We start from the raw sequence: 19284 nt of genomic DNA, 5'->3' as shown, positions 1-19284 counted from the left end.
GATCGGTATATACCCATGACAAAGGAGCTTTTCATCTTGAGATATTATGTTCTGGATCGCGGGGATCAGCACTCCATGGACTTGAGTCAGCAGTTTCACCGTCTTGCCCAAGAAAAGAATTTCAAGCTGGATGCCGAATCGCCGGAAATCGTCGTGTCTATTGGAGGCGACGGTACTATGCTTCATGCGTTTCATACCTTCATCGACCGACTTTCGGATATAGCCTTTGTTGGTGTACATACCGGTCATCTGGGCTTTTATGCCGATTGGCGTGCGGACGAGCTGGAGGAGCTAATCCACCTGATGAGCCAAAGCGGATCTGAGGGACCCCTTAAACCGAGAATCGTCAAGTATCCATTGATCGAGCTGGAGATTCACAAGAAGTCGGGAAATGCTTCTTTTATTGCGTTGAATGAATTTACGTTAAAAGGGGTCGATGGCACTGTCGTTGCACAAGTGGATATTAACGATGTCACTTTCGAAATGTTCCGTGGAGACGGAATATGCGTTTCTACCCCTTCAGGTACGACTGCCTATAACAAAGCACTCGGCGGAGCTATGGTTCACCCCACCATTGAAGCGTTGCAATTAACCGAGATCGCTTCCATTAACAACCGGGTGTATCGGACACTTGGATCGCCATTGTTGCTGCCCAAGCACCATCATTGTGATATTTTTTCGAGAAAAGATCAGCGTCTTCTGTTGACGGTAGATCATCTGAACTTCCCTGTGGATGATTTGATTTCTGTTCGTTGTCAGGTCTCCAGTCACAAAGTCAGTTTCGCTCGTTATCGTCCCTTTCCATTTTGGGATCGGGTACGCATTGCCTTTCTTAATTAGGCAAGCTGCTTTCGAATACACATAGAACTGAAAAGTACTAGTACAAGCAAAAAGAGCCAACCTTGGCTCTTTTTGCTTGTATGATAGGGCCAACTCAATCCATAGTTGATCTTTTTACCAGTAAACAAAAACGGCTCCTGAAATTCAGGAACCGTTTTGTTGTGGAGCTGTGAATGTTTTATTCTTTTTGCTTCCCTCAGCTCTTTCGGCTTTGGCAGCAGGCTGCACCTGACGCTGGCCTCCGGAATCACGTGAGACGCGGACTTGCCGTCCCTCCCGGTTTTCCTTCGGTTGACGCTCATAGCGTGGGCCACGGGATTCCTTTTTCTCGAAATTCCCTTGCTGATTACGCTGTTTCCGGGCTTGCTGCCCTTCACCGGAAATTCGTCCATCCTTCGCCTCACGCGGTTCTCTCGGCTGACGCGAATCACGTGCTTCTCGTGGCTCACGCTGTCGATTCCCTTCACGTCCTTCTCTGGACGGACGGCTTTCACGGAATTCCCGTGGCTGTCGCTCACGCGGTTCCTGGACTTCCCTTGGTTCCCGTTGTTGCAACTCCCGTGAGTCCCGAATTTCCTGAGCTTCACGCGGCTGCTCCACTCGCAGCTCCTCGGCTTCCCTAGACTCGCGACTTGGCTCCGGCCATTCCCGTTCTTCTCCGTCTGCGCGTTGCAGCACTTCTTGCGGCTCTCCGGCTCCAACCGTTTCCATTGGTTCCGCTTGAGGTTCTGCCAACTGTTGATGATCTGGCGAAACGGATTCATCATTGTTTTCATTCTTGCCGAGCACTTCGCGGCTCTTAAGCAGCACAAAATAAGCACAACCGAAATTACAATATTCATTAATGTAATCGTCCAGTACTGCTATGGATGTATCTTTGTTGGCCTTGGGATGCCCGTCACGGTAAAAACCCTTTAGACGTAGCTGATTGTAACCCCAATCACCAATAATATAATCATAGCGCTCCAGCACTTCACTATACCGGTCACGAAAAGCTTCGGGATTCCACCCGTTCTTGTGATCCTGCAACACTTCATAGTTTTTACCACCGATATGAAACAAGCTAATCTAACCGCCTTTCCCGGATCAAGCCTGCGAAAGGGCGCCTTCTTCCTTATGCTGAGCGGCAGACTTCACCTGCTCATGCGCTTGGTAGGAGCTGCGGACCAACGGACCAGATTCGACGTGGCTGAACCCCCGTTGTAATCCCTCTTCCTTTAACTTCGCAAAATCTTCCGGTGGGTAATATTTTTGCACATACAAATGTTTCTCGGATGGCTGCAAATATTGTCCAATTGTCATAATATCGCAATCGACTTTACGCAGATCATCCATGGTTTGTAAGATCTCGTCAAACTCTTCTCCGACACCCAGCATGATACTGGATTTGGTAGGGATGGACGGATTTAATTGCTTTGCACGTTGAAGAAGCTCCAGGGAGCGACGGTATTTGGCCTTGGCCCGAACTTTATCGGACATCCGCTCCACCGTTTCAATATTATGATTCAAAATATCTGGCTTGGCATCCATGACAATTCGCAGCGATTCGATATCGCCCATAAAATCGGGAATCAACACTTCTACGCTGCAAAAAGGCAAACGACGACGAATCGCCCGCACCGTTTCTGCAAATATAGTGGCTCCCCCATCCTTCAAATCATCGCGGGCCACACTGGTTACGACACAGTGTTTCAAGTTCATGTTTTCAGCCGCTTCCGCGACGCGTTCAGGCTCCTGTAAGTCCAGTTCCGTAGGCATTCCCGTATTCACTGCGCAAAAACGGCACGCACGCGTACAAATATCACCCAAAATCATAAATGTAGCTGTCCTGTTGGCCCAGCATTCATATATATTAGGGCATCGCGCCTCCTCACATACGGTATGTAATGTCTTGGAACGCATCATGCTCTTGATTTCCTGATAGTTATCGCCTGTCGTGAGTTTAATACGAATCCAGTCGGGCTTGGCTTCCTTCACTTTTCTAGACAATGGCATAGACCTTCTTTCTGATAAGCTTGGGCTGTCATTGCCATACATTATAACATGAAAGCCATGGAAAAACCTCCATTCATTGTTCCCTTTTTGATATGACTTTGATGCCGGAAAAGTAAACTCCTTATATGGATAAAAGCGACGGATATGGCTCAATCTAAACCAAAGCGCCCGTACCGCTGCCGTTGGATGCGGGCCTGTAATCTACGGGGGCTGTCAAGCTCCCTTATGAGGAGGTCGGTTCACGTGCCTTACCCTAAACGTATAGCCCGCGCTGTTCGCCTGTTGCCGCTGCTATTATGCGCTACTACTTTGACAATGGCCTGTCCGCTTCCTGCTCAGGCCTTGGCCAAACCTTTACAAACATCATCCCAAAGCATTCAGCAAGCACATGTCGCTACTCCAAATTCCCAGTCATCATTGTATACGTCCAGGCTTGCTCTATATCGTTCCGTCGAAGCCTTGACAGGGATTCCCTGGTACAGGCTAGCCGCTATCGACCAGTATGAACGTACGCTTACGATTGCGCATCCCAAGGATCGCAAGCATGCAGAGCGAGTCACAGGTATATTTGTCACCGGTCCCGTCTGGTCCGGTCTGATGAACCCTGATCCGGAGGATCGGCATCCACGTTCCATTTCTTTTTTTTCCGGGTTGGGACAGGACGGTTCGGGTGACGGAATTGCTGACCGTGATGATGACAGGGACTTGCTGTTCAGCATCGCCTCTTATCTCGGTAAATATGGAAGCACAGAGGATGAGTTTTCCATTGCGGTATGGGAATATTACCACAACAGCCGCGCCGTTCAAAGGGTACAGCAGTTTGCCAAACTGTATCGAACATATGGAAAGCTGGAGCTTGGCAAACAAGCCTTCCCGCTTCCCTTGAGCAGCATTTATAGCTATCGCAGCACTTGGGGCAGTCGTCGGAGCTGGGGCGGTTACCGCATTCATGAAGGAACAGACCTATTCGCTGGCTATGGCGTTCCGGTTCGCAGTACCTGCTACGGCGTAGTGGAAATGAAAGGCTGGAATCCGTTCGGTGGATGGCGAATCGGGATTCGGGATCTCAGCAACCGCTATCACTACTATGCACACCTCTCTGGCTTTGACAAAACTGTTCACAACGGGGACATTGTCAAGCCAGGTCAGATTGTCGGCTGGGTCGGAAGCTCGGGTTACGGCAAGCCCGGTACCGAGGGTAAATTCCCGCCACATCTGCACTACGGCATATACCGGGACAACGGTTGGATGGACTGGTCCTTTGACCCGTATCCGTTATTAAGACAATGGGAGCAAACGGAGCACAAAGCGCTGAAAGCTGGCAAAACAAAAGGGACCTCCTCATAAGGTCCCTTCACATTCCACTTGCCTTCGCTTATGGCGTTGGAGATGAAGTGGTGGGTTCGTCTTGCTGCATCTGTGGAACACTCTCTATGCCGGAATCCGCAACGCCGCCTGTCTCTATCGAATGGGGTGGAAGCGCCAAATTGGGGGCGACAGCTCCATTTTTACCAACGGGCTTACCCTGATTATCATAGTAATACATCGGGACATTGCCCACCACGAGCAAATAAGACACCGGAATTTCCGTCTCCACAATCTGAGGCTGCATTTCAAAAGGAATCACGACGGACACCTCCGTCGTAATCCGAATATACACTTCCACCAAAATCATGTTGATGCCCGCATCCTGCTGGCGTGTATTTAAATCTACCTTGATCGCTCCATGCGGCTCTACCTTGAGTGGAACCTTCGGGCCATAGGCTGCCAACAGCGGACTACCCAATGCCTGACCGATCGGAACGCTCTCATCAAAATGGCTCATGCTGTCCATCGTTGCCTTGACTGCCTTGAGCGTATCCGAAGTAATTCTCATATGCTCCGCATAATTCAGAACAAAGCCGGAGGTTTTCCCTTGCGCATCTGTTCTCCATTCAATCAGTTTATCAGCGGTCTCGCCCTGCTCTACCTGCGCAGTAATCGCTGAATTAATGGCCTCCGTCGCCATTTGCTTGACCCGCACTTTTGCCAAATGCATCATAGGCGGCTTCAAATGCTGCTCCACATAAGAGGCAATCTGTACGATTCCTACCAGCAGTATCAGCCCCACAATGAGCCATACTCTGCGCCTGCCTTGTCTTCTTCTGTTGGGTCGGCTATGCCAATGCGGTCTTCTCTTCATCCCGATCCCCCCGCAGCGATGAGCTTACCCTACAAGGATATGCGAGGGATACACGAAAAAGAAGCCGCCCGTCCGGCAGCTCCTTTTGGTGTGCTAAAAATATATAATCCCCGATGTGACTCTTAAGTCAGGATTTTGCAAAATCCTCAAGTATTATTTGAAAAAATTATTTAAAAATACGGTCAATCTTTTCAATATCCGCCTGGCTCAGTTGAACATCCAGCGTTTTCAGATTCGCCAGCACCTGCTCCGGCCCCTTCGCCCCTGGAATGAGGGCATCAATCGAATCGCGGGTCAAATACCATGCGAGCACAACATGAGCCACCTCTGCATTCAACGCATTGGCAATTTGCCGTACCTGCTCCACTTTGTCCAAATTACGAGCAAATGCTTCTCCCTGAAATAATGGACTTTTCGCTCTGTTGTCTGTGAAGGTTGTGTCTTTCGTATACTTACCGCCCAGCAATCCGGAAGCCAGCGGGAAATAAGGAACAAACGAAATGCCATTGGCCTTGGTGTAAGGCAGCAGTTCCTTTTCCGCTTCCCGTTGGAGCAAATTATATTCGGATTGAAGCACATCTACATAGCCGTCACTATTCGCATCCTTAAGTTGTTCAATGGAAAAGTTAGATACGCCTATGGCCTTGATTTTGCCTTCGTCCTTGAGCTTCTTCAATTCTCCGACAGCCTCTGCCTTCGGCGTAGCTTCATCCGGGAAATGGATATAGAACAGATCAATATAATCGGTCTGCAATCTTTTCAGACTGGATTCGACAGATTCACGTAAAAAAGCAGGCGAGTTGTCAACAACAACCTCTCCGTTCACAAATTTGTGTGCCCCCTTGGTCGCAATGACAGCTTCCTCACGTTTACCACGTTCTTTCAGCACCTCACCGATCAACCGCTCTGAGTGCTCAGGTCCATAAATAAAAGCCGTATCCAGAAAATTGATGCCGTTGTCCAAAGCGGTGCGAACGACTTCTTTGCCCGTTTCATCGTTCAAACCAGAAAAAAGATTATGTCCTCCCACCTTATTTGCACCCAAACCGATTTGCTTTACATATAGATCTGTTTTGCCAATACGCACTTGCTCTGCCAATTCACGTCATCTCCTTTTTTTTAAGTTACTTCCATTTTAATATTGGATTCCAAAAAAAGCAAAGCTAATATACTTAAAATCAAATAGGAATAATAAGAAATAAACTGATACTATTTTCTTTTTCGCTTCATACTGCGAATGGTTGTTTTCGTTTCCTGATCCACCCGGTATGATTCCGTGATCTTTTGCAGAGCTTTGTTGAACGTAAAATCATCCAGTGTATTATTTTTCAAGTAATTCATCGTAATCTCAGGCAGCTTGATATAACAGATAGATATTGCCCATGCGACCGCCATTTGTACATAATAATCCTCACGGTGGGTTTGATCCATCCATTGCAGTACCCGGATGATATACTCTTCCTCAATATAAAAATTCAGAAGCATGACCACTCCAAACCGAATTTCATATTCTTTTCTGGATAACAGATACGGCTGGATAAAGTCCCATACCCGTTCCTTATGATTTTTCGTACATTTTAATCCGGCGCAGAAGCTATCACACACTGACCAATTATCAATTTTAGGAATAAGCCTGGTGACGTAGCCCAAAACTTCCTCTATATCCGCTTTCACATAGCCAATCACCATACCTTGCAGCATTACTTCTTCGAAATGTTCACTTTCAGCGGTTTCAAGGTAGAGACGCCAATCGCCCTTGGCAATATCCTGAGCCAGCTTACGCAGTATCGGCAGACGTACGCCCAGCACATTATCAATATTCGGAATCAATGCCGCCGTAAATTTTTGAAAATCTGAATCGACATATGATAGTATTTGTTCTCTGATTGTTGTTTTCACCGTTCCCACTCCCTGATCCTTAACGAAATGAAATACTCCATAAATAAATAGAGGCCACCGAACCATAAGGCGAATAGACTCGACGGTACTCTTCGAATTGCTTCCTGGTAAGTGAATCCAGATTGTACAGCTTCATCATCCCCCGCCGAATAGCTATATCGCCCCAACTGACGACATCCGGACGTTCCATGGAATTAATCAGCATCATTTCAGCCGTCCACGGGCCTATCCCATGCAGCGAGGACAGTTTTTGAATCACTTGTGTATCGGAGAGTTCATATAATTCCTGCAAATCCAACAAGCCCTGCTCTATCGTTTGGGCTATATTCAGGATACAAGCCGCCTTTTTCATCGTGATACCACAGCTCTGAATAGCTTCAACCGACTGGGTCGCTATATTTTCCGAATTCATCGCACCCAGCTTCTCCTGCATTCTTGCCCATATGGTTTGAACCGCCTTGGCAGAAATAAGCTGTCCCACAATCGCATGAACAAGCGCAGCGAACAGATCGGGAATAATCACTCGTTCGACCTTGCCCATTTGCGTCATCGCTGTGCCGAGTACGGTATCCACATTTTTCAGATAATTGATTTCCTTCTCCCCATAGTCAAAATTTTTCGTGATCACAGTTTGCACACTCAGCTTCCCCCTCTACAACCCTTATGCTGTCCACCCACATTCCATTTGAATGAGGTCTATTCCAAAATCAGGGCTCAAATCCTTCACGACTCACATAAAGCTGTTCTTCTGGAAAAATGTTACGAAATTGTTCGTAGACCGCCTTGTAGGCAGCCGGATGATACCAATCCTCCAGCCCTAGCGGCTCATACAGCGCACCGATATTTAAGCTTCGTGTACGCCTTCCTCCACTGCCGTCTCCCATAAAATAATCATCAATACAGACACGGTTGACCAGTGGCAAAAGCTTGTCCGCAAATTGCTCGCTGCTTGGAAGCATCGGAGCGATGGTGGCTTGCGTCGGTACTCCTGCCTCTTTTAACAGTTGCAGCGTCTTGAAACGGGCCTGAATGGGGGGCGCATCCGGCGTAAAATGTTTGCGAATATCTTCGCGGTCTGTTTCTACCGTCATGCTCACCCGTACGCGATCCTCTAATCGGAGTAACAAGTCGATATCCCGCCTTACAAGCGGACTGCGAGTCTGTAGAAACAGGAAATCCGGCGCATCTTCCACCATCACCTCCAGCAGTGAACGGGTCACTTCTTCCTTGTACTCGGCAGGTTGATAAGGATCTGTGCTGGAAGACATAAAAATAGTGACTTTGCCCCTGGATTTGGCCCGCCGAAGCTCCTTGCGAAGAAGATCTGCCGCCTGCTTTTTAATATCAACCCATGTGCCCCATTCCTCGCCGCGAAACGTCGAAACCGGCATTTGGCGTACATAGCAATACGAGCAACCAAATGTGCAGCCTGTATACGGATTTAGCGAGTGCGTATACCCCGACAAGAAACCTGTTCCTTTATTCAGAAGGGTCTTGGGGGATTTGTATATATGATGTGCTTCCATTATTAACCTCTTTCGAGCTGCAAAAGCTTTACTTTCATATCCAAACCACCGCGATATCCGGTTAAAGCGCCATTTTTGCCGATGACCCGATGGCATGGGACGGTGACCAGAATCGGATTAGCACCGATGGCAGCTCCCACCGCACGAACAGAGGCAGGCTTTTGAATAGCGTTGGCAATGTCTGAATAGGATTGTGTCTCTCCATACGGAATGTCACACAGCGCGTTCCAGACTGCCATTTGAAACGCAGTCCCCCGAAAGTCAAAAGGAACGGTAAAACTTGTGCGTTTCCCTTGAAAGTATTCAATAAGCTCTGTGGCATAGGGCTGTAAAACCTTATCATCTTCAACTAATGGACTGCCGGAAAATCGACTCCCTGCGCACGAAGCCAATTCCTCTATAGGTTTCTCGGGTGAACCTACGTAACATAATCCATCCGGTGTAGCTGCAATATATAAATTCCAATCCTCGTGGGTTAACAATGACCAATAGATTGTTTTAGGGGTTTGGGTTAACATGATGTATACCTCCATTTTGTAATTGTTCTGATTTAAGGTGGCGATATTGCAAAGGGGTGTAGCCTGTATTCTTTTTAAATAACGTAATAAAGTAAGGGGTATTGGACAGACCTACGCTCTCCCCTACTTCCGCAACGGACTTATCCGAGTCCATTAGCTGTTGCTTGGCATGCTCCAATCTGGTTTGCTGTATATATTCCATCGGGGTTATATCCATGACCCGCTTGAAGGTACGATGTAAATGGTACGGGCTCCCATGACTCATCTCTGCAAGCAGATGCAGCGTTAAATTTTCCTTATAGTTAGCATCCACATACTCTGTAACCAGTGCAATCCATTCATGATCAGGCAAGCGTTCCCCCGTCGGTTTACACCTTTTGCATGGTCGAAAATGCTCCGCTAAAGCCTGTTCTGCTGTTTTGAATAAGCGGATGTTTTCTCTTTTGGGAGGACGGGATTTGCAGGAGGGGCGACAACATATTCCTGTTGTCTTCACAGCATAAAAAAATTCACCATCATAAGACTTGTCGTTCTCCACAATAGCTCTCCACTTCTCGTCAGTGATGGGCAACTCGGATTTCTTCATTACATTCACCTCTCATTTGCGATGTAGCCTCCCATTTATCTATGTCTAAATTATAAACCAAACAGTGAACATATGTACCCCTCTTGGAATGTAAAGGCAAGATAACGAAAAAAAGATGACTCCATCGGAGCCACCTTTGATCTTACATGCCCATCTTCTTTTATGCACTGAACCAAAGCCCGGAAATACCGATAAGGTGGACCCTCAGAGCTTATTTTTATGTCATTCAGGCAATGCCCTCTTTCTCATTGGTACCGCCGAACAGTTTTAAGAGCGGTTCCTGCACCCTTACCTGTCCTTTGGTGGTTGGAAGGATTTCTGAATAAGCGGAAGAATTCGTAACGATAATCGGCGTAATCGTAGGGTAGCCTGCTGCCCTGATCTGCTCAACATCAAATTCGAGCAGAAGGTCCCCCGCTTTTACCTGGTCGCCTTCTTTGATATGGGAGGTAAAATGTTTACCGTCCAGCTTAACCGTATCTACTCCGACATGAATCAGAATTTCTGCGCCTTTGGGCGAAACAACCGCAAGCGCATGTTTTTTCTTGAACGCCACGGTAATCGTCCCGTCGAAAGGAGCTACAACTTTGCCCGATGTCGGTTCGATGGCGACGCCTTTACCCATAGCTTCCGACGCAAATGCAGGATCGGGAACTTCCGAGAGGGAGACAACGGTTCCTTCAATCGGACTAAATACCTCTTCGTTAGAAACATCTGTTGTATGAGCTGGTTCTTTAGTCGAATTTTCGGGTGATTCTTCCGCTTCAACCGGATCTTCAAACCCTAAAATATAAGTCAGAATGGCCGAAACCAGAAACGATACCGAAATTCCTAAAATCAGTCCCGGGAAGCCTTGTCCGCCAGGGCCGTAGAAGATTGGCAAGGTCAGCAGTCCCGGCGCGCCGGAAGCGAATGCTTGCGTTCCCGCTTGGCCGATAATTGCACCACCGATAGCACCGCCGATAATACCTGCAATAAACGGACGTTTCAGCGGAAGCGTGACTCCATAGACGGCTGGTTCTGTGATACCGAACAATGCGGTAAGCGTAGCGGAACCCGCCAAGGTCTTCAACTTTTTATTTTTTGTTTTAAGCATGACACCAAACGCAGCACCGGTTTGGGCGAAGATGGAAGCCGCAGCGGAAGGTTTGATTCCGTCTCTTCCGTTAACAGCAATGTTATTAATGAATACAGGTACGAGACCCCAATGGACGCCGAAAATAACGAGAATTTGCCAGCAAGCACCCATGATTGCGCCAGCCAATAACGGGCTGAAGCCGAACGCGGCAATGAGTCCAGTTGCGATGCCGTTGCCCACGTAGACCCCGAATGGACCAAACACGATCAAGGTCAGAGGAAGCATAATCACGAGCAGGATCAATGGCGTAATAAAATTTTTGACGCTTTCATGGATCAACCGATTACACCATTTTTCTAGCTTGCTCATGACAATGATAGCAATAATAATGGGAATAACCGTAGACGAATAACTCATCATGACAATTGGAATACCGAAAAAGTCAGTAGGTGTACCTTCCGTTTTCAACGTGACGATGGACGGGTAAAGCAATCCTCCGGCAATGGTCAGGGCGACGAAGATGTTACCTTCAAATTTTCGGGCTGTTGTAACCGCTAACAAGAGCGGGAGAAAATAAAACAGACTGTCAGCAGCGGCCAGCAAAATAATGTAGGTGGTGTCCTTCGGTGTCAGCCATCCAGCGTTGCTGGCAATCAGCAGCAGGCCTTTCAGAATACCGGCTCCCGCCATGACTCCGAGTAGCGGTGCAAAAATGCTGGAAACAACGTCTATAATGGCACCGAAGCCTTTGTTGGCTTTAGCAGGTTTTTCATCTTTTTTGGACTCGTCCAAAATGTTGGATACCTTGCTGATAGCACTGTATACTTCTGGTACTTTGTTACCGACTACGACCTGAAACTGGCCACCGCTTTGCTTAACCGTGATAATCCCTTCGGTTTTTTCCAGTTTTTCTTTGTCCGCTTTCGCCTCGTCCTTTAGCACAAAACGCAAGCGGGTGGCGCAGTGAACGAGTGATACCACATTTTTTTCACCGCCTACCAGATGAACGATTTCCTTAGCCAATTTTTCATAACTCATGCTAGACACCTCCATGTTCTAATGGGCATTTTACGTATTTAGGCACACAAAAAACCTAAGCCTTGAAAAATGGTGGGCGCTTTTTGTCCCGCAATTTTTCATGACTTAGGTTTTGCCTGCATAACCAGTAACAATCCCAGTTAAAACTTATTAAATTCCTGTTGTTTTCATAATATAATTAATCAACCATATCTGTCAATAAAAATATTTACCCATATATTCTCTATCCTGTTTGCAGGAAAAGTCCAGCTTATCTGTTAACCACCCGCTCAATATGCACGGTCAGATACAGCTTTTCTTCGTTCGTCAATTCGTGGTTGTATTCTTTTTCCACAAAAGCTCCGATTTTCTCCGTGCAATCAGCCGCGTCTCTATGCTTTTCCTTGATCATGTCATACAAATGATCGTAGTTGTTTTCGTAGTGATTCCCCTTAAACACACGCTGGGCGAAAAATTTCAGATGCGTAATAAAGCGGAAATAACTCAGAGAGTCCTCGTCAAAATCGACCTTAAAATGATATTTCGCTATATTGATAATTTGCTGCATAAATTTTGTAATACTCATTGTGGTGATAACTTCCTCGTTCATTTCGGCATTCACGATGTGAATCGCAATAAAAGCCGCTTCGTCCACTGGCAATTCAATATCGAGCTTTTGTTTAATTTGTTCCAGCGTTTTCAGACCGATCGCAAATTCTTCTTTGTACAACTGCTTGACTTCCCACAATAACGCGTTTTTGATCTCCAATCCTTCCTGGTATCTTTCAACGGCGAAATTGATGTGGTCGGTCAAGGAAACATAAATATTTTCGTTCAGCTTTTTGTTTAAATTGTGCTTGGCGTCATTAATGATTTCTTCCACAATCACAATCAGTTCCAGTGGAACCTCACGCAGCAGCATTTTGAAGTTGTCGGACGTCTGCTTGTTTTTCAGGGCAAATACTTTCTGAATTCTGGTTTCGTCTACTTTATCTCCGGGCTTTTTCTTAAAAGCAACCCCGCGGCCCATCACCACGAGTTCTGTACCGTCCGTCTGGTAAACGCTGATTACATTGTTGTTGATGACCTTTGCTATTTTCATCTAAATCCCCCCATATGCCAGCAAGAGCCACTCCTGTTCCATCCTGTTTATGGCAAACAAAAAAAACCGAAGCTCAACAAATAAACAAGACTGTAAAATCCGCTTATTGGTGGCTTAGGTTTTGCCTGCCTATGCAGTAACAATCCTAAAAATGATGGAATTGCGTCAAGTATAGCCCGAAGACGAGAGATTGTCAACGCTTTCAATCAAGAAACATAGACCGGAAATCCCCTTTACAATCGGGATGTCCGATCTATTTCTTATGAGATTCTTACTCGCCCAGATTCTCGCCATCAGAATGAATTACGTTTTTGTACCAGTGGAAGCTTTTCTTTTTAATCCGGTTCAGCGAGCCGTTGCCTTCGTTGTCCCGGTCCACATAAATATAGCCGTAGCGTTTTTTCATCTCTCCAGAGGAGGCGCTGACAATATCAATAGGGCCCCAGCTTGTATAACCGATAATCTCAACCCCATCCTGAAGAGCCTCGCCCATTTCCGCAATATGCCGCTTCAAATAGTCGATCCGGTAATCGTCGTTGACTTCTCCTTCAGGAGAAACCACGTCGTTGGCACCAAAGCCGTTTTCCACCACAAACAGAGGCTTTTGGTAGCGGTCGTGCAATTGGTTTGCCGTGATACGGAACCCCTTCGGATCAATCGTCCAGCCCCAATCGGACTTGTCCAGATACGGGTTGGATACGGAGCCAAACACATTGCCGCTCGTCATGTTTTTGACAACTTCCGGGTCTGTGCTGGTCGTCCGGCTAGAATAATAACTGAATCCGATATAGTCAACGGTATGATGCTTCAAAATATCCACGTCGTCCGGTTCCATCTCGATGGAGAGTCCATGATCCTTGAAGAAGCGCTTCGCATAACCTGGATATTCACCGCGTGACTGCACGTCGATAAAGAAGTAGGACTCGCGGTCTTTTTCCATTCCTTGATAAACATCTTCGGGATTACACGTATACGGGTAGAAGCTGCCGGCAGCGAGCATACAGCCAATCTTGGCATCTGGAATGATCTCGTGGCACGCTTTGACAGCCAGTGCACTTGCAACAAGCTGGTGATGTGCAGCCTGATACTGAATTTGTTTGACGTTTTCACCTTCTTGAAATACAAGCCCGGCACCAATAAACGGCAAATGGAGCAGCATGTTAATTTCGTTGAACGTCATCCAATATTTCACTTTATCTTTGTAACGGGCGAATACTGTTTTGGCATATGTTTCAAACAAAGCAACCAGTTTTCGGCTTCGCCAGCTTCCGTATTTATCAATCAGATTTACTGGTACGTCAAAATGAGCGAGCGTAACCACTGGCTGGATGCCATGTTTAAGCAATTCGTCGAACAGATCATCGTAAAATTGTAACCCGGCTTCATTCGGTGCAGTATCTTCTCCCGTTGGGAAAATACGGGCCCAGGCAATGGAAACACGCAGCGCCTTGAAACCCATTTCTGCAAATAGCGCAATATCCTCGCGATAGCGATGGTAAAAATCAATCGCTTCGTGGGAAGGATAGAATTCGCCTTCGAGCGGAGTGAGCGAGGGAACATTCCCCTGCATGATGCTTCTTCTCTTCTCGCCAGTCGGCAACAGGTCCACCAAACTCAATCCTTTGCCGTCTTCCAGATAAGCACCCTCGGCCTGATTGGCAGCAAGAGCACCACCCCATAAAAAGTCTTTCGGAAAAACAAAGCTGGACATAAACGTTCTCCTTCCAAATGTGTGATGAGGGAAAGCCGAAAGGGTTTGGAGAAATAAAAAAACCCAAACTGGCCAGGATACACGCGTAGTGTAAACAAGCTGGTTCAGGTTATGCCCTAATGGTAACATCCCATGAAAAGGTTATACGTATTTGATTGAAACTCTAACAAAGATTTGGAAGCCTGTCAAATTCATTTGATGTTATAACCCACATGTGAGTTATAACATCGAATGAGACTAAAACGTGCTTAGAAAGCTATTTTTATAAAATTAGTCAAAGATACTTATAAAAACTAGTAGGATAAACACACCTTTTCTATATGATACAATGAGATAAGTATGTTCCACTGATTGTTTATTGTTCCCCAATACATAGATGTTAACTGTATATTCACGAGTGGGATTGCCCCCAATAATAAGTAATATTGGTTTTGGACAACGAATAGATTTATCAGTGAAATTTATCAGATGATAGAATTTATTGTGTCGCCGAACATTAGGATTTCCCGTTCTCCTTGCAGAGCCGCAAAAACATCCTCCGGTGCACTCGTCAATGGATACGCAGGAATATAATCCAATATACATCCGATTTGGGCATCAGAAATAGCTTCATGACAAGCCTTAACGGCGAGAGCACTCGCTACGAACTGATGGTGTGCAGCCTGATATTGAATCTGTTTCTTGTTTTCTCCTTCTCGGACGATAATTCCACCGCCTGTGAACGGATAATGGGCAAGAATATTAATTTCATTAAAAGTCATCCAATACTTTACTTTCCCTTTAAATCTCTCAAATAGAACCTTGGCATACCGTTCATAACATTCGATGGTCTTGCGGCTTCTCCAGCCCCCATATTTCTTGGCCAGTCCTAAAGGCATTTCATAATGAGATATCGTAATGACAGGTTCAATATTGTATTTGAGCAACTCATCGATCAACTGCTCATAGAAACGGAGGCCCTCTTCGTTTGGTAGCTCTTCATCTCCCTCAGGAAAAATACGTGTCCATGCAACTGATGTCCGGAAACAGCGGAACCCCATTTCTGCAAAAAGTGCGATATCTTCTTTATACCGATGGTAAAAATCGATAGCTTCGTGAGAGGGATATTTGCCTTCGGGAATTTCCATAATCGGCCCTGTAATTCCATGAGGCAATACATCTGCTGTGGACATTCCTTTTCCATCCTCTAAAAATGCACCTTCTACCTGGTTGGCCGCTACAGCGCCGCCCCATAAGAAGTTTTACAGAAAACTGTATGTGTTGGATTGCAAAGGTGAGTCTCCTTTCTGACTAGTTCTGCTTAGACAACAAGCGTCAGCAACTTATCTTGTGCCAAAACCGATGAGTTTGTTGTTTCAATAACATCCAAATAATCGCCGGAATTCGAGATTATAACTGGAGTGATCGGATTATATCCGGCTTCCTTAATCTTCTCAAGATCAAAATCAATCAATAGATCCCCTTTGCGGACCTGATCTCCTGCCTTAACCCGAGGGGTGAAATATTGCCCTTTTAATTGAACGGTGTTGATTCCAATGTGAATCAATATTTCCGCACCACTCTCAGACAAAATAATTACAGCATGACCTGACTTGAGGATTGTGCCAATCGTACCGTTCACTGGAGATACGGCTTGGCCAACACTCGGAATAATTGCAATCCCTTTCCCCATAGCACCTTCTGCAAAAGCAGGATCGGGAACTTCAGTCAAGGATTTCACATCTCCTGTTAATGGGCTGAAGAGTACCTCTTTCTTCAAGATCTGCGAAACACCAGTAAGGTTGACACTTGCTTCCGGTTGAACAGCCTTTACTTCTACAGTAGGAGTTGCGTCACTTGGCTCAGTCACTGCAACAGCTTGTTTGTCTTGGTAACCGAAAAGAATCGTCAGAATCAAACCAATCCCCATGGCGGCGGCAATCCCTATTAAATAATACCCGACAGGTTCAAATGCACCGATTGAAAAAATATTTTGGAAGACAAATGCTGTAGCATACGTATGGAAACCGCCATTAATCGCCCCTCCGACAGCTCCGGCAATAATAACGTATGGGATCGTTCGCTTGTAACGCAGCAATATCCCGTATACGGTCGGCTCAGAGACACCGGCTAACAACAGACTTAACGTAGAGGAACCGGCAATTGATTTCAAAGACTTTTCTTTAGATTTAAGGAAAACAGCCAGTGCCACCCCTGCCATTGCAAAGTTAGAAGCTGCCCACATCGCAAGGATTGGATCGGTTCCATTCGTAAGATTTGCCAGAACGATCGGAATAATGCCCCAATGAAGGCCAAATACAACAAGGAAGAAGATTAACCCGCCAATAACAGCACCGGTTAACAGCCCACTTACTCCCATAAGGTAATTGATCGAATTCGCTATCGCATTTCCGATATATACACCAAACGGACCGAAGATCATCGCAGTAAGTGGCACAATAATGGCTAAAGACAACAATGGAACCAAGAACGTTTGAAGCTCTTTATGGATGATTTTCTTTAGATATTTCTCCACGTAAGAGAAAATCCAAATTGCTACGAATACCGGAAAGACGGTTGATGAATAATCCATCAAGACTACAGGGATGCCTAGAAAGGAGGTCGTATCTCCGTTAGCTAATAACCCCGTAAAGTTCGGTTCCATTAATGCTGCACCGATAACTCCACCTACATAAGGATTGGCGCCAAATTTGATCGCTGCAGAGACGCCCAGGAATATAGGTAGGAAATAGAAGACGGCATTAGCTGCTGCAGCCAGAATGAGGTAGGTTCCACTTTCCGCAGATACCCAGCCAAAGGTTGTGAACAGGGTTAAAAAAGCTTTTAGTATCCCCGCTCCGGCCATTGCAGGCAACAGAGGAGAAAGACTTCCGGAAATCACTGCAAAAATTGTGGACAGAATCTTCTCCTTAGGTTTATCTGCATCCTCTGATGCAGAATTCCCTGTCCCAAGTTTGCTGGTTTTCATAATCTCTTGATATACGTGTGCAACGTCATTTCCGATAACCACTTGAAATTGACCGCCACTTTCTACGACAGTCAGCACTCCTTCTAAGCTTGTCAGCTTCTCTTTATCGGGTAAATGATTGTCTTTTAAATTAAATCTCAACCGGGTTGCACAATGGACAAGGTTCGTAACATTCTCCTCTCCACCGATGTTCTGCACGATATCTTTCGCTAATCTTTCGTACTTCATTTGTGCTCGCTCCTTTAGACCTCATTCTGGTTTATATGAAATAAAAAAACCTGAATAGGTGATTAAGTACACTGAAAAACAGTACACTTATCACTTATCCAGGCTTTGCCCAACTAATGGTAACAACCCTGCTATTTATTGTAATAGGCTAATCTCTGCTGGTCACACGCCTAATATGGAGCATGAAATAGACCATTTCACCCTCGGTTGTCTCAACTTGATACTCTTCCCGTAAATATGCTCTTACCTTCTCACTGCAGGCAAAAGCTTCAGGATACTTGGCAACGACTTGTTCGTAGAGCTCATCGTCCTCAGAAGGAATCGATTCATGACGCATGGTGCGATAAGAAAAATATTTTAAGTGAGTCACAAAGCGGCTATAATTTAACGAATTCTCATCTAGCTCAATCCCATAATGAAGTGTTACTATATTAAGAATTCCTTGAACCATCTGGGTAACCATCAAGGTCTGTTCCATTTCCTGACCATCCTGCTGACCATTTACAAAATGCATTGCGATAAAGCCAGCTTCATCTACAGGCAGTTTAATTCCGGTTTCCTTTTCAATTAAGTGTAAAGCATGCTTTGCCGTGTGATATTCTTTCGGATAGAACTTCTGTATCTCCCAGAGCAGCGCATTCTTGAGACTCAATCCCTGCGCGGAGCGCGTAATTGCATAACTAATATGATCTGTAAGAGCCAGGTAGATATTATTACTAAAGGAAGTGTGTAAATCCTTTACTGCATAACGGATAATTTGATCTGTCAATTCTAGATGCTTTGGAGGAATCTCACTCAGTAATGTAGATAGCCGCTCAGATAATTCCTTAGTCTCCATCACGAAGGTCTTTTCAATTCTTGATGGATCTATATTTCCACCTGGATTTTTCTGATAGGCTAGTCCCTTTCCAATTACAATGATCTCGGATCGATTCGGCCCTTCAACCAGTGCAACATTATTGTTAAATACTTTTTTAATCCTCATGAGTTCGCCCACTTTATATTTTTTACTAACAAAAAAAGCCTAAACTAATCCTAAACTAAATATAATTTAGCACGGATTGGTTTAGGCTTTGCCTGCGATGCAGTAACAACCCTAATATTAATTGTAGATTCATTATATAAGATGGGGAGAACGTTTTCAACAAAAAAATAATCTCAAATCTGGATTTGAACACCTGTCGCTTAATTTTGGAATTGCATAGCTAAAATATCACCTGAACGAGGTTTAGCTGTACGATGTGAATAAACTGTAATTCTCCAATTCAAATAATGTTTAAGATATCCTCTATTTCTATCCATTCCAATTGATCCCTAATAGTTCTCAGTTCAATTCGTTGTAGCTGATAATCAGCAGTCATTACGATACCGTGTAATACTTTATCATAATTTGCAGGAAATACTTTTAATTATAATGGGCTATGATCTTCAATCCGGATAGGTTACTTTATTTCACAAATTCTCATCTATAAAAGTTGATTTAAAGATCTACCTGTACTTTTCTTTGTGTTTATGCAACTATTTTAGTACTACCTCTACTTCTTCGTGAGGCTCTATCACCTAAACCACATTTCCAAAGAAGTAGTTGTTTTTGGCATAGATTTAAGGGCTCTTCGCTCTATTGGATGGGTAAC

General features: G+C 45.4%; 16 protein-coding genes and 1 pseudogene. 2 read left to right on the top strand and 15 right to left on the bottom strand.

What is annotated here, in order from left to right:
- The first annotated feature begins 36 nt into the window (after nucleotides 1–36).
- Nucleotides 37–840: an NAD kinase gene (locus QD47_RS06825; protein ID WP_014277899.1), complete on the top strand. Its 804-nt coding sequence runs from the start codon at nucleotides 37–39 to the stop codon at nucleotides 838–840.
- Between the two features lie 144 nt (nucleotides 841–984).
- On the opposite strand, the gene QD47_RS06820 is transcribed toward QD47_RS06825, so the two are convergent.
- Both QD47_RS06820 and lipA read right to left on the bottom strand, forming a co-directional pair.
- Nucleotides 985–1902, bottom strand: a complete 918-nt coding sequence (locus QD47_RS06820) for a YutD-like domain-containing protein (protein ID WP_044645418.1) — start codon at nucleotides 1900–1902, stop codon at nucleotides 985–987.
- Nucleotides 1903–1926: 24 nt separating this feature from the next.
- Nucleotides 1927–2829 (bottom strand): lipoyl synthase, encoded by a 903-nt coding sequence (gene lipA / locus QD47_RS06815; protein WP_044645417.1) that lies wholly within the window; start codon nucleotides 2827–2829, stop codon nucleotides 1927–1929.
- A gap of 249 nt (nucleotides 2830–3078) precedes the next feature.
- Here lipA and QD47_RS06810 point away from each other — a divergent pair, with 249 nt between their 5' ends.
- Complete coding sequence (locus tag QD47_RS06810; protein ID WP_044645416.1) at nucleotides 3079–4182, top strand: M23 family metallopeptidase; 1104 nt, start codon at nucleotides 3079–3081, stop codon at nucleotides 4180–4182.
- 28 nt (nucleotides 4183–4210) lie between these two features.
- Here QD47_RS06810 and yunB read toward each other — a convergent pair whose 3' ends face one another.
- From yunB to licT (QD47_RS06745), 13 genes and pseudogenes are all read right to left on the bottom strand, one after another.
- Nucleotides 4211–5017, bottom strand: a complete 807-nt coding sequence (gene yunB / locus QD47_RS06805; RefSeq protein WP_044645415.1) for a sporulation protein YunB — start codon at nucleotides 5015–5017, stop codon at nucleotides 4211–4213.
- Nucleotides 5018–5183: 166 nt separating this feature from the next.
- A complete protein-coding gene (locus tag QD47_RS06800; RefSeq protein WP_044645414.1) occupies nucleotides 5184–6116 on the bottom strand; it encodes an aldo/keto reductase in 933 nt (310 codons plus the stop codon).
- 110 nt (nucleotides 6117–6226) lie between these two features.
- Nucleotides 6227–6916, bottom strand: a complete 690-nt coding sequence (locus tag QD47_RS06795) for a DNA alkylation repair protein (RefSeq protein ID WP_044645413.1) — start codon at nucleotides 6914–6916, stop codon at nucleotides 6227–6229.
- A gap of 19 nt (nucleotides 6917–6935) precedes the next feature.
- Nucleotides 6936–7553 carry a DNA-3-methyladenine glycosylase family protein gene (locus QD47_RS06790; RefSeq protein ID WP_044645412.1) on the bottom strand — a complete coding sequence of 206 codons (618 nt, stop codon included), beginning with the start codon at nucleotides 7551–7553 and terminating at the stop codon, nucleotides 6936–6938.
- Between the two features lie 70 nt (nucleotides 7554–7623).
- Nucleotides 7624–8442, bottom strand: coding sequence for an SPL family radical SAM protein (locus tag QD47_RS06785; RefSeq protein ID WP_044645411.1), 819 nt, complete (start codon nucleotides 8440–8442; stop codon nucleotides 7624–7626).
- 2 nt (nucleotides 8443–8444) lie between these two features.
- Nucleotides 8445–8960 (bottom strand): methylated-DNA--[protein]-cysteine S-methyltransferase, encoded by a 516-nt coding sequence (locus tag QD47_RS06780; protein ID WP_044645410.1) that lies wholly within the window; start codon nucleotides 8958–8960, stop codon nucleotides 8445–8447.
- Nucleotides 8941–9546, bottom strand: a complete 606-nt coding sequence (locus QD47_RS06775; RefSeq protein ID WP_044645409.1) for a bifunctional transcriptional activator/DNA repair enzyme AdaA — start codon at nucleotides 9544–9546, stop codon at nucleotides 8941–8943. Before QD47_RS06775 ends, QD47_RS06780 begins: the two co-directional genes overlap by 20 nt.
- A gap of 226 nt (nucleotides 9547–9772) precedes the next feature.
- Complete coding sequence (locus tag QD47_RS06770) at nucleotides 9773–11662, bottom strand: beta-glucoside-specific PTS transporter subunit IIABC (RefSeq protein ID WP_044645408.1); 1890 nt, start codon at nucleotides 11660–11662, stop codon at nucleotides 9773–9775.
- A 250-nt stretch (nucleotides 11663–11912) separates the two neighbouring features.
- Nucleotides 11913–12743, bottom strand: a complete 831-nt coding sequence (gene licT, locus QD47_RS06765; protein WP_044645407.1) for a BglG family transcription antiterminator LicT — start codon at nucleotides 12741–12743, stop codon at nucleotides 11913–11915.
- A gap of 271 nt (nucleotides 12744–13014) precedes the next feature.
- A complete protein-coding gene (locus QD47_RS06760) occupies nucleotides 13015–14454 on the bottom strand; it encodes a 6-phospho-beta-glucosidase (protein WP_044645406.1) in 1440 nt (479 codons plus the stop codon).
- Between the two features lie 485 nt (nucleotides 14455–14939).
- Nucleotides 14940–15692 (bottom strand): annotated as a pseudogene (locus QD47_RS06755) (glycoside hydrolase family 1 protein); the annotation flags it as partial.
- A 62-nt stretch (nucleotides 15693–15754) separates the two neighbouring features.
- Entirely contained in the window at nucleotides 15755–17650 is a 1896-nt protein-coding gene (locus QD47_RS06750; RefSeq protein ID WP_044645405.1) for a beta-glucoside-specific PTS transporter subunit IIABC, read from the bottom strand.
- A 148-nt stretch (nucleotides 17651–17798) separates the two neighbouring features.
- Nucleotides 17799–18635, bottom strand: a complete 837-nt coding sequence (gene licT, locus QD47_RS06745; RefSeq protein ID WP_044645404.1) for a BglG family transcription antiterminator LicT — start codon at nucleotides 18633–18635, stop codon at nucleotides 17799–17801.
- Between the last annotated feature and the right edge of the window lie 649 nt (nucleotides 18636–19284).

It is taken from the genome of Paenibacillus terrae, assembly GCF_000943545.1.
In the GTDB taxonomy this organism is placed as follows: Bacteria; Bacillota; Bacilli; order Paenibacillales; family Paenibacillaceae; genus Paenibacillus; species Paenibacillus terrae_A.
The sequence above is the reverse complement of the archived record's forward strand: the minus strand, read 5'-3'. Positions and strand labels throughout refer to the sequence as shown.

Excerpts from the sequence above, each read along its gene's own strand:
- QD47_RS06780 (WP_044645410.1), bottom strand. The coding sequence starts at position 8,960 with ATGTTAACCCAAACCCCTAAAACAATCTATTGGTCATTGTTAACCCAC.
- QD47_RS06750 (WP_044645405.1), bottom strand. The coding sequence starts at position 17,650 with ATGAAGTACGAAAGATTAGCGAAAGATATCGTGCAGAACATCGGTGGA.
- QD47_RS06775 (WP_044645409.1), bottom strand. The coding sequence starts at position 9,546 with ATGAAGAAATCCGAGTTGCCCATCACTGACGAGAAGTGGAGAGCTATT.
- licT (WP_044645407.1), bottom strand. The coding sequence starts at position 12,743 with ATGAAAATAGCAAAGGTCATCAACAACAATGTAATCAGCGTTTACCAG.
- QD47_RS06770 (WP_044645408.1), bottom strand. The coding sequence starts at position 11,662 with ATGAGTTATGAAAAATTGGCTAAGGAAATCGTTCATCTGGTAGGCGGT.
- QD47_RS06785 (WP_044645411.1), bottom strand. The coding sequence starts at position 8,442 with ATGGAAGCACATCATATATACAAATCCCCCAAGACCCTTCTGAATAAA.
- licT (WP_044645404.1), bottom strand. The coding sequence starts at position 18,635 with ATGAGGATTAAAAAAGTATTTAACAATAATGTTGCACTGGTTGAAGGG.
- yunB (WP_044645415.1), bottom strand. The coding sequence starts at position 5,017 with ATGAAGAGAAGACCGCATTGGCATAGCCGACCCAACAGAAGAAGACAA.
- QD47_RS06760 (WP_044645406.1), bottom strand. The coding sequence starts at position 14,454 with ATGTCCAGCTTTGTTTTTCCGAAAGACTTTTTATGGGGTGGTGCTCTT.